13 protein-coding genes are annotated in these 14,767 nt (G+C 68.9%); 3 read left to right on the top strand and 10 right to left on the bottom strand.

What is annotated here, in order from left to right:
- Nucleotides 1-226: 226 nt before the first annotated feature.
- A complete protein-coding gene (gene ltrA / locus WMF17_RS40765) occupies nt 227-1,603 on the top strand; it encodes a group II intron reverse transcriptase/maturase (RefSeq protein ID WP_437646415.1) in 1,377 nt (458 codons plus the stop codon).
- Between the two features lie 144 nt (nt 1,604-1,747).
- Here the strand turns inward: ltrA and WMF17_RS40760 are convergent, their stop codons facing one another.
- The 5 genes from WMF17_RS40760 to WMF17_RS40740 form a co-directional block, all read right to left on the bottom strand.
- Nucleotides 1,748-2,698, bottom strand: a complete 951-nt coding sequence (locus WMF17_RS40760; RefSeq protein ID WP_437598884.1) for a diacylglycerol/lipid kinase family protein — start codon at nt 2,696-2,698, stop codon at nt 1,748-1,750.
- A gap of 134 nt (nt 2,699-2,832) precedes the next feature.
- Complete coding sequence (locus tag WMF17_RS40755) at nt 2,833-3,189, bottom strand: hypothetical protein (RefSeq protein ID WP_437646414.1); 357 nt, start codon at nt 3,187-3,189, stop codon at nt 2,833-2,835.
- A 171-nt stretch (nt 3,190-3,360) separates the two neighbouring features.
- On the bottom strand, nt 3,361-4,374 hold the full coding sequence (locus WMF17_RS40750) for a YihY/virulence factor BrkB family protein (protein ID WP_437646413.1): 1,014 nt from the start codon (nt 4,372-4,374) through the stop codon (nt 3,361-3,363).
- Nucleotides 4,375-4,677: 303 nt separating this feature from the next.
- Nucleotides 4,678-5,397, bottom strand: coding sequence for a MerR family transcriptional regulator (locus WMF17_RS40745; protein WP_437646412.1), 720 nt, complete (start codon nt 5,395-5,397; stop codon nt 4,678-4,680).
- 158 nt (nt 5,398-5,555) lie between these two features.
- The gene (locus WMF17_RS40740; protein WP_437646411.1) at nt 5,556-7,817 is read right to left on the bottom strand and encodes a bifunctional salicylyl-CoA 5-hydroxylase/oxidoreductase; all 2,262 of its coding nucleotides are present in this window, start codon (nt 7,815-7,817) and stop codon (nt 5,556-5,558) included.
- 96 nt (nt 7,818-7,913) lie between these two features.
- Between WMF17_RS40740 and WMF17_RS40735 the strand changes: the two genes are divergently transcribed.
- Nucleotides 7,914-8,519, top strand: a complete 606-nt coding sequence (locus WMF17_RS40735; protein ID WP_437598878.1) for a class I SAM-dependent methyltransferase — start codon at nt 7,914-7,916, stop codon at nt 8,517-8,519.
- Between the two features lie 399 nt (nt 8,520-8,918).
- Here WMF17_RS40735 and WMF17_RS40730 read toward each other — a convergent pair whose 3' ends face one another.
- Nucleotides 8,919-9,197 (bottom strand): hypothetical protein, encoded by a 279-nt coding sequence (locus WMF17_RS40730; RefSeq protein ID WP_437482633.1) that lies wholly within the window; start codon nt 9,195-9,197, stop codon nt 8,919-8,921.
- Nucleotides 9,198-9,738: 541 nt separating this feature from the next.
- Entirely contained in the window at nt 9,739-10,272 is a 534-nt protein-coding gene (locus WMF17_RS40725) for a hypothetical protein (RefSeq protein ID WP_437598877.1), read from the bottom strand.
- Nucleotides 10,273-11,377: 1,105 nt separating this feature from the next.
- Between WMF17_RS40725 and WMF17_RS40720 the strand changes: the two genes are divergently transcribed.
- Nucleotides 11,378-12,043, top strand: a complete 666-nt coding sequence (locus tag WMF17_RS40720) for a hypothetical protein (protein WP_437598876.1) — start codon at nt 11,378-11,380, stop codon at nt 12,041-12,043.
- Nucleotides 12,044-12,175: 132 nt separating this feature from the next.
- On the opposite strand, the gene WMF17_RS40715 is transcribed toward WMF17_RS40720, so the two are convergent.
- The 3 genes from WMF17_RS40715 to WMF17_RS40705 all read right to left on the bottom strand — a co-directional run bounded on the left by WMF17_RS40715 (nt 12,176) and on the right by WMF17_RS40705 (nt 14,623).
- Nucleotides 12,176-12,658 carry a hypothetical protein gene (locus WMF17_RS40715; protein WP_437598875.1) on the bottom strand — a complete coding sequence of 161 codons (483 nt, stop codon included), beginning with the start codon at nt 12,656-12,658 and terminating at the stop codon, nt 12,176-12,178.
- 29 nt (nt 12,659-12,687) lie between these two features.
- On the bottom strand, nt 12,688-13,545 hold the full coding sequence (locus WMF17_RS40710) for a hypothetical protein (RefSeq protein WP_437598873.1): 858 nt from the start codon (nt 13,543-13,545) through the stop codon (nt 12,688-12,690).
- Between the two features lie 76 nt (nt 13,546-13,621).
- The gene (locus WMF17_RS40705) at nt 13,622-14,623 is read right to left on the bottom strand and encodes a hypothetical protein (protein ID WP_437646410.1); all 1,002 of its coding nucleotides are present in this window, start codon (nt 14,621-14,623) and stop codon (nt 13,622-13,624) included.
- Nucleotides 14,624-14,767: the final 144 nt, after the last annotated feature.

Genomic DNA, 14,767 nt, shown 5'->3' with positions numbered 1-14,767 from the left:
GGCGAGCGGGCTGGATTCCGCAAAGCTCTCGTGACCAAAGCTCGGCGACGTATATCCGGCGGTCGTGCGGTGAAGGTCGATGCTCTTACCTGGGGAGATCTCGCCTCACGCCTGAAAGGGCGACGCCGGACTGGAGTCCCCCCCGGCGGAGCGAGAAGTCAGCAGAGGCCGTAGTAGCCGGGCAGCCAACGGCGAAGGGCCGAACGGAGAGGAGGGCGAAGCGCCCGTGGATCTCGACAACGCGAAGCCGCAGAAGTCCAAGAACCTGGAGGTGCCGCCTGCGGTCCGGGGTGAAGCCCCGAGAGCCGGACGGACCGCGGAAGCGGGGTCGGCGACCCTCGGAACGGAGCGCCCAAGAGCGAGCGGGCTGATGGAGGCGGCGCTCGAACGCCGCAACCTTCAGATCGCGTTGAAGCGAGTGAAGCAGAACAAGGGCAGCCCCGGCATCGACGGGATGACGGTGGAAGATCTACCGAAGCACCTTCGCGTGCACTGGCCGTCCCTTCGTGAGCAACTGCTCGCAGGGACGTACCAGCCGCAGCCGGTGCGACGGCACGTGATTCCGAAGAGCAGCGGCGGCGAGCGCGAGCTCGGCATCCCGACGGTGCTCGACCGATTCATCCAGCAGGCCCTCCTGCAGGTCCTGCAGCCTCGGTTCGACCTGACGTTCTCTCAGCACAGCCACGGCTTCCGGCCGAGGCGCAGCGCGCACGATGCTGTGCGTGAGGCGCAGCGGTACGTGCAGCAAGGGAGGCGGTGGGTGGTCGACGTGGATCTCGAGAAGTTTTTCGACCGCGTGAACCACGACGTGCTGATGGGGCGACTGGCCAACCGGATTGAGGATCGTCGCGTGCTGGTTTTGCTCCGTCGCTACCTGAACGCCGGCGTCATGGCGAACGGCGTGGTGACGGCTCGGGACGAGGGCACACCGCAGGGCGGTCCCTTGTCTCCCTTGCTCGCGAACGTGCTCCTCGACGACGTCGACAAGGAGCTGGAGAAACGCGGACACGCGTTCGTGCGCTACGCCGACGATTGCAACGTGTACGTGCGGTCGCGGCGTGCGGGCGAGCGGGTCATGCAGGCGTTGAGGCGTCTGTACGCGAAGCTCCACCTGAGGGTCAACGAGTCGAAGAGTGCGGTTGCACCCGTGCAGGACCGAAAATTCCTCGGATACACCTTCTGGTTGTCGCCGAAGAACGACGTTCGCTGCACGATCGCGCGCAAGGCCTTGGACGTGATGAAGGGCCGCGTGCGGCACATGACGAGCCGCATGCGTGGTCGGAGCCTGGCCCAGATCTGCCAGGACCTGCGGGCGTACTTGCCGGGCTGGAAGGCCTACTTCCGGCTCGTCGAGTTCCCGACGGTCTTTCGGGAGCTGGACGCATGGATCCGCCACCGCCTCCGTGCACTGCAACTCAAGCAGTGGATGCGAGGCGTGAACATCTTCCGAGAACTGCGAGCACGGGGGCTCTCGCCCCGTGACGCACGCCGCGTCGCGGGGAATGCTTCCCGCTGGTGGCACAACTCGGGGATGCGCCTCATCAACATCGCGCTGCCACCCTCGTTCTTCGACAAGCTGGGTCTTCCCCGACTTGCCGCGTGACCTCAACTCTTCGAACCGCCGGATGCGGACCCGCCTGTCCGGTGGTGTGGCAGGGCCCGCCGGGGAAACCCGGCGCCCCTATGCCGATACCGGTCACGCGCCGCGCTCGCCTCCCGCCGCGGCGCTGCCCCTCGCCGCCCTCGCTCAATCCGCCGGCGCCAGGACCTCGATCGCCTTCGGCTCGATCGTGACCGTGAGCGGTAGCCGTCCGAGCGGCTCGCCGTCCACGTCGAGCAGGAACGCCCGCTCGACGTCGCGGTTCAGGAGCGTGAGCTCGATGCGATCGCACTGGAAGTGGCGGACGTCCGGGTGGCGGATGTGCGCGCCCGTGTACATGCCGGTCGACACGGCGGCGAAGCGCAGGTGGGGCGCGCCGCCCAGGTCGATGACGTCGAACACGCCGTCGTCGGCCCGCGCCATCGGCGCGATCTGCATGCCCGCGCCGAAGAACCGGCCGTTGCAGATGCCCACGGTGCGCGTCGTGAGCTCCATCTCGCGCCGCTCCCCGCGCAGCGTCGCCACGCAGCGCACCCGGCCGACGCGGCTGCGGACGAGGCCGCGGAGCGAGGCCATCGTGTACGCGAGCGAGTTGCCGAGCACCCGCGTCGTCTCGCTGACGATCTGATCCACGAGCCCGCTCATCCCCGCGGAGAGCACGTTGACGAAGAACGCCTCGGCTCGCCGGCCGTCGTGCGTCTCGTACGAGAAGCGGCCCACATCCATCGGGCGCGCGATGCCGCTCGCGATCGCCGTGCAGTAACGGTCGAGCCGGTGGTTCAGCTTCAGCGTCCTGCAGAGATCGCCGCCCGTGCCCGCGCCGATGATCCCGAGCCGGGTGCCGGCGGCGCCCACGTCCCTCGCCTGCATGAGGCCGTTCACCACCTCGCTGACGCTGCCGTCCCCGCCGACCGCCACGACCGTCTCGCGCCCGTCGAGCGCGGCCTCCCGCGCGAGGTCGACGGCGTGGCGCGGGCGCTCTGTGCGCACGATGTCGACCTCGCCGAGGATGCGCCGGATGGGCGTCTGCATCCCGTCGAAGAGCTTGCCCGTATTTCCGCCGCTGGACTGGGGATTCACGATGAGGAGGGGGCGCATGCGGGCCCCGATGCTAGATGCCGCAGGCCGCCCGGCGCGAGGTGTTTTTGTGGAGCGACGCGCGCGCCGCCCGCCAGCAGGTAGGTAACGCCGCGCGCGATCTCCGCCGTGGCCCCGCGGGGGCTCGCCCCGGATCACGGCTGCTTCGTGCAACCGCAGCCGCAATCGTCGCTGAAGTAGGTCCAGCCCGGCTCGCAGACGAAGCGCATCCGGGCGCACTGGTCCGGGCTCTGCCCCACATACTTGAGGAGCGGGCCGTCGATGCAGCCCTGCTGGCTGCCCGTGCCCGGCGCGCCCCCGGCGCCGACCGGATCGCTCCCCCCTGGGCCGACCTCCTGGTCCGGCGTGCCGACGGCCTCGGCGCCCCTGCCGGCTCCGGCCGGCGCCGGGGTCGTGGGCGCGCCGCTCGGGGCGCTCTGGCAGCCCGCGGCGAGCGAGCCGATCAACACGAACACGAACAGCGACGTGGAAGCGATGATCCTATGCGGCATGCAGGAGGCTCCGGTGAACAGGGGGAGACCCGAAGGGCGGGCCCCGGCGGCCGCGACGGCGGCAGCCGAGATGAAGTGGCGGCCGAGGTGCAATCACAGCCGAGGTGTCGAGGTGAATGCCGAGGTGAATGCCGAGGTGAATGCCGAGGTGAAGAGGAGAGGCGGCGTCGATTACGCCCTCCCCCGATGGAGCTCCGAGCGGCCCGAGCGGACGGGGTCGGGGAGCGCGGCGTCGCCGCCAGCGCCCGTGTCGCGCGGGGGACGGCCGGCGCTGGCCGGGAGCGCGGTCCCTTGGCACGCCTCCTTCGCGGCCTCGGGGATGTCCACCCCCGTGTCGCTGGCATCCTTGGCGCCGGTGCGCTTCCCGTCCGGCGAGCGGTGCTCGATGATGGCGTTGATCTCGGCCCCGAGGAGCACCGCCATCGAGGAGATCCACATCCACATGAGGAGGATGATGACGCCGCCGAGCGCGCCGTAGCTCACCTCGTAGCTGCCGAACCGGCTGACATAGAAGGAGAAGCCCAGGGAGGCGATGGCCCAGATCACGACCGCCACGACCGACCCGGGCGTGATGAACTTGAACTTCTGCTCGACGTCGGGGAGCACGTAATAGAGCGCCGCCAGGACGGCCATCACGATGAGCGCCGAGACCGGCACGCGCAGCCAGAGGATCGGCGTCGCGAGGGGGCCGAGGTGCTCGGTGACCGCCGGCGTGGCCACCGCGATCGCCGAGGCGACCGTCAGCAGGACGGCGCCGCCGAGCGTGACCAGGAGGGCAATCCCGCGGCGCTTGAAGAACGACCGGCTGTCCTCGACCCCGTAGGCGGAGTTGAGCGCGTCCATGAGCGCGACAACGCCGCCAGAGGCCGCCCAGACCGCGCCGAGCGCGCCGACCGTCAAGATCGCCGGGCTCTGCCCCTCGGTGAGCGCCTGGATGCGCTCGCCCAGGATGTTGGCCACGGCGGGCGGGGCCATCTGGTAGAGCTCGCGCACCAGCCGCGCGGACTCGGCCGGATCGATGACCAGACCGGCGAGGGCGACAGCGAAGAGCAGGAACGGGAAGATCGAGAGGACGCCGAAGAAGGTCAGCGCAGCAGCGACGGTGTCGATCTTGTCCTTGACCCATTCCTGCTTGAGATCGTTCAGAAAATCCTTCCAGCGGATCTCTTTTCCGGGCAGGTACATGACGGACCTTCACTGCAGGGGCGCACGAGGCGCCGTTGCGTTCTTCCTGGGCAGCATGCGCCGGGGTGGCCGCCCGTGAGAGAGCAACGCGAGTGCCAGGCCGGGCGCCGGGCGGGGGGACGGGGCAGGGGAGCTGCCAGCCCGCCCGCGTCCTCGCCCGGGAATACCGCTCGCGCCGGGCGCGTGCCGGCTCCACCTCCGCGCGTGGGGCGAATTGCCACACGCGGCACAAAGGCCACATCACGACGCGCGCGGTCTGGCCCCCCGCACGGCGCGTACGGTCGCGACGCTCAGGCGAGCGATCTATCGCATCGCCTTGCCGATGAACTCGTGCAGCTCCGGATCCATCCCGTGCTGGTCCCTCATCGCCGGCTCCTGCTGGCGCATCCGGTTGAGCGATCTCTCGATCTCGGGGTTCTTCCCCGTGAACGCGTCGATGAGGACCCGCATGCGCTTCACGATCTGCTGCACCGGCTCGCTCTTCGGATCGGAGCCCCTCTGCATCTCCGCCCGCATGTCATCGTAGATCGTCTTCCACGCGCTCTCCGCCTCGCGCATCTTCTCCGGGCCGATCGCCTCCGCGCGCTGCTTGAGCTCCGCGAGCTGCTCTGGGGTGTAGTACTTCTCGATCATGGTCATCACCTCGATGGTTTGAAGGAGCTGCTCCACAGAGACGTCCTCTCCCGCGCGCAGCACGTGCGCCAGCCCCTCGAGCCGCGCGCAGAGCTTCTGCTCCAGCGCGATCTGCTCGCGCAGCCGCGACAGGTGCAGCTCGATGGTCTGCAGCGGTGAGAAGCCCGGCTCGTCCAGACACGCGGTGATCTGCTCCAGGCTGAAGCCGAGCTCGCGCAACGACTTGATCTGCTGGAGCCGGGCGACGTCGCCCGCCGCGTACATCCGGTGCCCCGACGCCGTGCGATGCGACGGGGAGAGCAGGCCGATCTCCTCGTAGTAGTGGAGCGTGCGGACGGAGAGGCCGGTCTGCCTGGCGAGATCGCCGACTTTCAACGGTGCTGAACGCATGATGCTTCCCCTGTTTCCAGGGCGGGGGAGGACGTCCATGCCCCGGAGGCTAGGTCCTCACGTAGCGTGAGGATCAAGGCCCGGCCTCGACTTTTTCTGGCGCGATCCGCCGAGCCGCGCGGCGGCGCCCCGCGCGGTGAGACCTCGCCCCGCGCAGGTCACCGCATGCGGAGCGTGTACCTCTCGACCGACCGGTACTGAGGCGGCCACTCCAGGTCGAACCCCTGCTCCGCGGCGGCGTGCCGCGTCCAGTACGGGTCGTAGAGGTGCGCCCGCGCGAGCGCGCACAGGTCGGCTCTCCCGGCCGCGATGATGCTGTTCACGTCCGCGTAGCTCTGGATGTTGCCCACCGCGATCGTCGGCACCTTCGCCGAGAGCCGCACGAGCTCCGCGAGCGGCGTCTGGAACAGCCGGCCGTACTCGGGCTTTCCGGAGGGGTCCGTCTGCCCCGCCGACACATGGAGGATGTCGGCGCCGTGCTCCCGCAGCATCGTCGCGAGCGCCACGAGATCGTCCGTCGTGAGCCCGCCCGGCGCCCAGTCTGTCGCCGAGATGCGGACGCTCATCGGCTTGTCCGCCGGCCACGCCGCCCGCACCGCGTCGAACACCTCGAGCGGATAGCGCATCCGGCGCTCGATCGGCCCGCCGTAGGCGTCGTCGCGCCGGTTCGTGAGCGGCGAGATGAAGCTCGCCAGCAGGTAGCCGTGCGCGCAGTGCAGCTCGATGAGGTCGAACCCGGCCTCGTCCGCCCTCCTCGCCGCCTGCACGAAGTCCGAGATCACCTGATCCATGTCCCCGCGATCCATCGCCTTCGGGACCTGGCTCTCCGGGAGGTACGGGATGGCGGAGGCGCTGAGGAGCGGCCACCCGTCGCGCTCGAGCGGCTCGTCCATGCCCTCCCACATCCGCTTCGTCGCGCCCTTGCGCCCCGCGTGGGCCAGCTGGACGCCGATCCTGGCCCGGGAGCGCGCGTGGACGAAATCGACAACGCGCCGCCACCCCTCGGCGTGGTCGGGGCGGTAGAGCCCCGCGCAGCCCGGCGTGATGCGCCCCTCGGCGCTCACGTCGGTCATCTCGGTGATCACGAGCCCCGCCCCGCCGAGCGCCCGGCTGCCCAGGTGCACGAGGTGCCAGTCGTCGATCCGCCCGTCCTCCGCCGAGTACTGGCACATCGGCGACACGACGACCCGGTTCTCCAGCACGAGCGACCGCAGCCGGAACGGCGTGAACATCGGCGGCGGCGGATCGCCGCCGCCGGCGGCGACGCGCACCCCCGACTGCGCCTCCGCCTTGCTCGCGACGTGCGCGTCCACCTCGCGCACGAACGCCGGATCGCGCGCCTTCAGCCCCTCGTGCGTCACCCGCAGGCTCCGCGTCAGCAGGCTGAACATGAGCTCCACCGGGTCGAGCGCCATGTAGCGCTCGGTGTTCTCGAACCACAGGAGGCTCACCTGCGCGGCCCGCTGGAACGCGAGCACCTTGGGCTTGCGCTCCGCCTCGTAGGCGGCGAGCGCCTCCGGCACGCCCGGGCTTCGCCCCAGGCTCTCGGCGAGCGCGATGGCGTCCTCGAGCGCGAGCTTCGTCCCCGAGCCGATCGAGAAGTGCGCCGTGTGCGCGGCGTCCCCGAGCAGCACCACGTTGCCCGCGCTCCAGCGCTCGTTGTGCACCGTGGGGAAGCTCCGCCACACGCTCCTGTTCTTGAGCAGCCGGTGCCCCCGGAGCTTGTCTTCGAAGAGCTCCTCGAAGTACGCGATCGTCTCGTCCTCGCTCGCGCGGTCGAGGCCCGCCCGCCGGAACGTCTCCTCGCGGCACTCGACGATGAACGTCGAGCGGTCCGGCTCGTAGCGGTACGCGTGCACCCGGAAGAGGCCGTGTCGGTTCTCCTCGAAATAGAAGGTGAACGCGTCGAACGGGAACGTCGTGCCGAGCCAGACGAAGCGGTTCGGGCGGACGTCGATGCGCGGCCCGAACCGGTCGGCGAAGCGCTCGCGGATCCGGCTGTTCACCCCGTCGGCGGCGACAACGAGATCGCTCCCGGCGAGGGCCTCGGCCGCGTCCGTCACCTCCTCCTCGAAGCGCAGGACGACGCCGAGCTCCCGCGCCCGGTCCTGGAGGATCGCGAGCAGCTTCCGGCGCGACAGGCCGCTGAAGCCGTGCCCCGTCGAGACGAGGACGCGCCCGCCGATGTGCGCGTGGAGCTCGTTCCAGTGGGCGAGGCTGCTCCGGATCGCGTCGTAGCTCGGGCGGTCGGCGCCTTCGAGGCCGTCGAGCGTCGCGTCCGAGAACACGACCCCGAAGCCGAAGGTGTCGTCGGGCCGGTTCCGCTCCACGACGACCACCTCGCGCCGCGGGTCGCGCTGCTTCGCGAGCAGCGCGAAGTAGAGGCCCGCCGGCCCGCCGCCCACGCACGTGATCCTCATCGCCCTGCCCCTCCGCACCCGCGCCTCTGCACGCGCCGGAGCCTACACGAGAACGCCCGGAGTGCAGCGCCGCTCCGGCGGACTATAACGGTGGACATGAGCGAACAGCGAAACTTCCCGGACTGGCAAGAGCTGTATCGAAGCACCCCGGCAGAGAGCCTGCCCTGGTACCACGCGGGCCTGGATCCCGATCTCGGGCAGGCGCTCGAGCGCTGGCAGGTCGCCCGCGGGCGGGCGCTCGATCTCGGCACGGGCCCGGCCACGCAGGCGTTCGCGCTGGCCGAGCGCGGGTTCGACGTCACCGGCACCGACCTCTCGCACGCCGCCATCGAGCAGGCGGCGGCGCAGGCGGCGCAGCGAGGCGCCGCCGTGCGTTTCGTGCAGGACGATATCCTGGACAGCCGGCTCGACGAGCGGTTCGATGTCGTCTTCGACCGCGGCTGTTTCCATTGCCTCCCGCCGGCCCGGAGGGGCGATTACGTGCGCGCGCTGAAGCGGCTCGTCGCGCCCGGAGGGCTCTGCTTCCTCAAGTGCTTCAGCGTGCTGGAGCCGCGGGAACAGGGGCCGTACCGGTTCTCTCCCGAGGAGCTCCGCGAGATCTTCGGGGCTGATTTCGAGGTCCTCTCCAGCGTCGAGACCGTCTACCAGGGGACGCTGGACCCGCTCCCGCGCGCGCTGTTCTCCGTGCTCCGGCCGCGGTGAGCGCTGCCCCTCGGGGCATCTCTCGTCCTGGTTGCGCCCAACGATTTACCGGCTACCGGTGTGCCGCGGCGCGAAGCGCCGTCGGCACCAGTGGCCTGTTGGGCAGCCTTCAAGCTTCAGGATGCGAAAGCGTAGTATCCGTGCAAAACCGGCCTCTTGCCCAGTGTCGTGATGCCGACATGACGCAAAACTTCGGCATCCCAGATTGCCGATGACTCGAACCGAAGCTCTTGGCCAGTCGTAGGATTTTCCAGCACGATGACGAGTCGAACAGTACGCTTCAGCTTATATGCGAATTCGACCTCCGCGATATCCATGCCCCGTAGAACGCAGTACGCCATGGCACGCATGCGCGGCGCCGAGATCGCCCTCGATGGCCTCGCCGGCGATGTTCTTTCTTCAGGGAGTGATCGGCGGTTCGAGCGTACCGCCCTCATCTTCCGCTCGGCCGCGGATGTACTTGGACGCATACTGAGCAGCCAGCTCCACAGCGTGGAGCGGATCCGCGCCGGCTAGCGGGTGATCGAATGCGATCTCTGCTCCCCACGTGATCGTTACGCCGATATCCCAAGGCGCGGAATCGTCGGCATCGCGCGCCTGCTTGACATCGAACAATCGCACAGTGATATCCCGCGATACGTCGCCATTAAATCGATACTTCAGCTCGATCATGTTCATCTGCGCTTTCTATCGCAGTTGCGATTACAAACACTGAGATCGTTCGTGCATTCAGCCAGGCAATTTTTGTCCCCCCTGGGGCAATCCTTGCGGCAACTTTCCCATACCTGTAAGCAGAGGTCCTTGCAGTGCTCCAAACAGTCATTCCGCGCGCCGGTCGCCCACCGACACGAGCCGCACGACTGCGCACCGGAGCTGTTTCGCACCCCAGAGGCGTCTTCGCATCGATCCTCGGCCTCGTCCAAGCTCGCGTGCTCGCCCTGATACAGTGTCGTGCAGCTACCTGACGCGCCCTGGTTATTGCAGACAGCCGAACCAGCCTTCCACGTGACCGTGCACTCCACTGTTTGCGAGCACGGATCCCCACCGAGGCCCGTGTGACTTTGCGGCTCCAGCGGCACATGCCCGAAGCCTCCAACCCCTCCTGTCGGGGTGATGATGCTGCCCCCGGCACCTTCGTTTCCCTCACCCCGGACATAGCACTCTCCCACATCGTAATTACACGCCGTGAGACCGAAGCAGAGAACAAAAAATATCCTGTTCATCTTGACTTTACCTCAAATCTCCAAATGGGTCCAGCGGTCACCATCACGACCAGACTTCCAGGAAGAGCGCGACTACTGCCGCCAGCCCAGTCCACATGGACGCTGGTGGATACGCCCAAGGGCCCGGCGAAGTACCAGTCGGACTGGGCGCGGCCGCCTGGAGCAACCCCCACCACGCGGTCACAGATCACGGCACCACATACCGGCATCGAGTAGATCGCCAGGGACGGCCCGAGGCTGACGGTGGTTGTCTTCGTGGCATACCCAAGAGTGACTGCCGTTCGGTCGTAGACCCCGACACCTGCCCCCGGAACGATGCTGAGCATGTTGTGGACTTCGAGCCGGAAGTCCCCCTCGCGGCGCCAGAGCCACGCGGCGAAGGGGCTCACGGCAATCTTGGGTTCGATCCCGACCTGGATCCCGCCCACGCTCACGCCGCCGTTGAACTCGAGCGCCTGTGCTGGCGCCGGAACCACGACGAGCGCACCGAGGTAGAGCAAGCCGATCTTGCCGAGTAAGCGCATGGACATGGTGGAAGCCCTGGCCGAGCCGCGACACGCGATGTGAGTGCGAGCACGATCTTTCTGGGCATGACGTGGGTATCAATGAGAAATTCGGCGATCAAATCACAATGCACGTGGATCGACGCGTCCCGGGCGGCGCAGGTGCGCATACGTCTACGCGGCGCGAGTGTTCGTCAACCGGATGGTTGGCGAACAGCCCTCGCGAACAAACCCGCAGCGCCGCGACGATTCAGCTTGACTGATGCGACAGTATCGCCCTTGCGCGGCGTGCGCTTCGACCTCTGCGACCCGAGCGGCGGAGAGGGGCCGCGCCGAGCTCACGCCTGTGCTCCTCGTCGTCGGCACCGCGCCCGAGCTTAGCCAGATGGACGAGGATGACGGCACCGCGCTCGTCCGACGCACACCTTGACCAGGTGGACATCGCCGCGGACGCTCCGCGCTCGACGCCGGCGCGATCCCGAGCTCGCCGACGTTCGCCTTCACCCGCGTCGCTCCTCCAAGCTCGACGAGGTGGACAACGACGGCCTCGAGCTCGCCGGTGTCCGCCTCCACGCCGCGGACGCTCCACGCTCGAGGACCCCAACACCGCGCGCCGACGCACCTCGACCTCCGCGGCGGCGCGGCGGGGGCAGAGTTTACATGAGTGAGGCGCGCGACCCGGGTGGGAGCACCGTCTTCGCCGCCCGAACGACGGCTGCGCGCACATCTTCACTCCACGTTTGCGAGTCAGGATGATTGAGGATGTACTCTCCCCGATCGAGCTCTACGGTAAACCTGTCAGGCGCAAGGTGCGCCGCGTCGGCCATGGCCTGGATGACACGTTCGTTCGTTCGGCTGGTCATCCCGGCCGTGTAGCACCGACGCGACGACAGAGCATGCTTGGCAGTGAAGGCTAACCTCCCCTGAGGGGATGTTTTCGCCCCCCGCTGGGAGGTTCTTGCCCGCGTCGGGGGACTTGAGGCTCCCCGCTGGGAGGTCAATGCCCGCGGCACGGGCCTCAAGTCCCCGGCGGCCGGGCGGAGCGCCTCCCTGACTTCCTGGACGGCTTCCGTTCGGGAAGAATACCATCGTCCACCCCGAGCAGCACAGCATCGGGTCGAGGGAGGCGGAGATGGCAACCATCAAGAAGGCGACGGCAGCGGGGAAGAAGAACGGCGCGGCGGCGGCGGCGAAGAAAGCCGGCGCGGCGCGGGCGGCGACCGCAGCGGGGAAGAAGAACGGCGCGGCGACGGCGGCGAAGAAAGCCGGCGCGGCGCGGGCGGCGACCGCAGCGGGGAAGAAGAACGGCGCGGCGCGGGCGACGAAGAAGGCGAAGGTGATCAGCGCGGGCGAGCTCGCCGCGCTCGTAGGCGTCGCGTACAAGCCGACGCTCAAGACGTCCGAGGTGCAGCGGCTCCGCCGCGCGCTCCCCGGCTACATCAACCTGCTCGATGACGTCGCCGAGCTCGTGGAAGAGGACGCCGACGTGCTCCGGGTGAAGGACGTCGGCCCGGACGACCTCCTGCGCGTGCAGGCGGCGCACAAGGAGCTCTCCGCGCGCGAGGCCGTGCTGGAGGCGGTCTACATGTCCGCTTACCACCAGCGGCTCGTCCTCGACCACGAGGGGATCGGGATGCTCCAGAAGATCGCGCGGCGCATCAGCGCGCTCGCCGAGGATCACCCGGAGATGCCGCTCCGCTACAAGTCGCTGCTCGACTTCCTGTCGACCTTCCGCGGCGGCGGCCGGCCCGCGAAGGGCGCCGCGCCGAGCGAGGCGGCGCCGGCCGAGGAAGGCTGAGGCGGCGAAGCGCCGGGGCGTCCGCGGCCGCGGGCTCGCCCGCGCCGCGCTCGCCGCGGCGCCCCTGCCTCCGGTTCAGGAGAGCGCGCGTGCCCCGCCGCGGGCGCACGGCGTGCCCGAGCCGGCGGTGACCTACTCGTTCTCGCACTCCTTGACGTGAAACAAGGCGGAGACGAGCAACGCGGGATGGCCGTCGAGGGCCCGCTGGAGCTCGCAGTCGGCCGCCGAGAACTCCACGTCGTGCGGATCGCTGCCGACCGTCGCCACGACGTCGCAAAACCCGGCATAGCGCTGTTTTTTCAGCTCTGCGATGACGTTCGGAGCGAGCTCTCCATCATCTCTCTCCTTGCTGACGAGCAGTGCGACCATCTTGAGAGGCGGATCGCCATTGCGCGCGCGCTCCAGGGTCATCGACAACCCGCCGTATTTCACATTGCACGCAGTGGACCACTGCTCTCCCGTTTTCGCGAACCGCTGCCCATCATCGCCGGTGTCTAGAGCCAGGGTTTCTTCGTCGAGAAGGACGGACGCTTTCCCTGCGATGTCCGGATAGTTCTCGCATGCCACCGCAGGAAGCGATAGCATGAGCAGGAGCGTGCGCCGGATACTCAACATGCATGTCCTCCTAGGCCGCATGGACTGCCCTAGGTTTCGGGCAAGGAGCATACGACGTGAGGCTCGCGTCGCTCCAGGGTGCCGATGACGGCCGGAACGCTGGGGGAGCAGGCGCCTGGCTCCGCCTCCACGAGCGAGGCGCGCACGGCGCTGAGCGGCACGGACGAGCGGATGTCCGCGCAGGGCATCTCCCCCAGGCTGGCGGAGAGCGCCGCACCCACGCGGTCATTGCACGCGCTGTCCCCGTACAAGATGAGCTCGGCGACGCACGTGCCTCCCGCCGGCGGACCGCACTCACACGGAGCGCAGGCGCGGTCGTCGATCAGCTCCTCGAAGAACTCGTGTCGGGTATATCCATCCCAGCACGTGCCGTCGCTGGCGGCCTGCATGCAGGCGATGAACCCCGGCGGCTCGTGGTCGGTGTCGCCGGCGCACACCCGGACGAACCTCGCAGCGACCGGCGGCGGCTCGGGCGTCTCCGAGGGCGTGCACGGCGAGAGCGCCGGCGGGTCGTAGAGAACCGACGCGAGCTCATCGGGCGCGACGGGCGATGGCAGCGCGGCGCACGTCCCATCCCATCCGTTGCCGGCATCGACACTCACCGAGCTCCCACCGCCGGGGCAGCTCAGGGCGTCCGCGCTCAGCTTGAAGGGCAGCTCGCACGCGGCCGGGCCGCAAGCGCACTCGTCGCATGGTTCCAGCGGCTCTTCGGGCATCCATCCCTCCCACCGGGGCGGCTGGCCGTCGGCGCAGGGTGGCGCCTCGTCCTTCGGCCCAATCCACATCCACAGCACGGGGATCGTGTAGGGTGGCGGGGTTATCAGCGGGACAAATGATTCGTTTTCACACGCGAGCAGCGTCATCGCGGAGAGAGCCAGGCAGATCATCGGTCGCATCAGTCGATCCCCCGTGCGAGCTTCACGAGGCACACCGAGGATGTGCACGCAGTGGCGTAGCCGGCGCTCACCATCGAATCCGTACCGCTGCGCCGTGGGTTCCCGCCCGGATCTGCGTGTCGTTCGGCAACCAGACGTACACGACGGTGGCCACGCCCGCCATCGCCCCCGCGACGAGCGCGCTGGTCCCGAGGACGCTCATCAGCTTCCCGGTGGCGGCCTTGTCAATGACTTCGTTGTACTCAGGCCGAAACGTCGTGTCCTCCGTCTGCCCGCTGTCAGCTCGATCCCAGGCCGCCATCGCCTCCTGCTTATACCCCTGCGCGCTCTGCAGGCACACAGCGCCCGTGACCATCAACCCAGCGGAGGCCATCGTGCCTGTGACGACCATCCGGAGATCCGGCCCTGGCCGGGCTGCCCCCTGCGGCGGTCCCTTCGGCGGCGCCGCAGGTCCTGGAGCCCGAGGCCCAGAAGCCCCCTTCGGCGCCTGCGCGCGGTCCTCCGGGGCCGGCGCCGGCTTGTCGAACGTGAGCGGCACCGGCTTCGACTCGCCCGCCTCCACCTTTACACTCGCGCGCGCGACCTGCCCATCCTCTCCGACGGCTGTCACCTCGTGCTGGCCGGGCGCCACGTAGACGCGGCGGCCGTCCTTCACCCCGCGGCCGTTCACGAGCATGCCCACGACGCCGGGCGGCGGCACGAGGACCACCTCGCCCACCCGCCGCCGGGCACGGGCGAGGTCGGCGTGACGCTGCTCGTACAGGCTCCGCTCCCTCTTCGTGCGCGGGGCCGGCATCTGGTCGACGCACTGCGACAGCTCCACCATGGCGTCCGCCCAGCGGCCCATCCGCGCGTCGAGCTGCCCCAGGGTGCACATCGCGACGTTCGACCGCTCGATCTCGTAGACCTCGGCCCACAGCTCCCGGGCCCGCGCGATATCGAGGCGAGCCACTGCCGCGTCGGCCTCACGGATGAGCTCTTTGACGGGCCGGGAGCGTTCGCGAGGCCGCTCGGGAGGGTCCGCCGCGTGCGCGTAAGCGGTCGCGAACAGCCCAAGGAACAGCGCCACCCACGACAAAACATAAGTTGCAGATCGAGGACCGCGCATACGCCACCCTGGTCATGCGAGCACACCCGACACACGCGGAATCGTGCCACGGCGCCGTAACGGTTCCTGTCTATACATCATCCGGGCGTGCTTGGATAGCGCTCA

The sequence above is a fragment of the Sorangium sp. So ce362 genome, from assembly GCF_051519845.1.
Taxonomy (GTDB): domain Bacteria; phylum Myxococcota_A; class Polyangia; order Polyangiales; family Polyangiaceae; genus Sorangium.
The sequence above is the reverse complement of the archived record's forward strand: the minus strand, read 5'-3'. Positions and strand labels throughout refer to the sequence as shown.

Bases quoted from the DNA above. Each gene is read 5' to 3' on its own strand.
- WMF17_RS40760 (WP_437598884.1), bottom strand. From the start codon at position 2,698: ATGCGCCCCCTCCTCATCGTGAATCCCCAGTCCAGCGGCGGAAATACG.
- WMF17_RS40755 (WP_437646414.1), bottom strand. From the start codon at position 3,189: ATGCCGCATAGGATCATCGCTTCCACGTCGCTGTTCGTGTTCGTGTTG.
- WMF17_RS40750 (WP_437646413.1), bottom strand. From the start codon at position 4,374: ATGTACCTGCCCGGAAAAGAGATCCGCTGGAAGGATTTTCTGAACGAT.
- WMF17_RS40745 (WP_437646412.1), bottom strand. From the start codon at position 5,397: ATGCGTTCAGCACCGTTGAAAGTCGGCGATCTCGCCAGGCAGACCGGC.
- WMF17_RS40740 (WP_437646411.1), bottom strand. From the start codon at position 7,817: ATGAGGATCACGTGCGTGGGCGGCGGGCCGGCGGGCCTCTACTTCGCG.
- WMF17_RS40735 (WP_437598878.1), top strand. From the start codon at position 7,914: ATGAGCGAACAGCGAAACTTCCCGGACTGGCAAGAGCTGTATCGAAGC.
- WMF17_RS40730 (WP_437482633.1), bottom strand. From the start codon at position 9,197: ATGAACATGATCGAGCTGAAGTATCGATTTAATGGCGACGTATCGCGG.
- WMF17_RS40725 (WP_437598877.1), bottom strand. From the start codon at position 10,272: ATGTCCATGCGCTTACTCGGCAAGATCGGCTTGCTCTACCTCGGTGCG.
- WMF17_RS40720 (WP_437598876.1), top strand. From the start codon at position 11,378: ATGGCAACCATCAAGAAGGCGACGGCAGCGGGGAAGAAGAACGGCGCG.
- WMF17_RS40715 (WP_437598875.1), bottom strand. From the start codon at position 12,658: ATGTTGAGTATCCGGCGCACGCTCCTGCTCATGCTATCGCTTCCTGCG.
- WMF17_RS40710 (WP_437598873.1), bottom strand. From the start codon at position 13,545: ATGATCTGCCTGGCTCTCTCCGCGATGACGCTGCTCGCGTGTGAAAAC.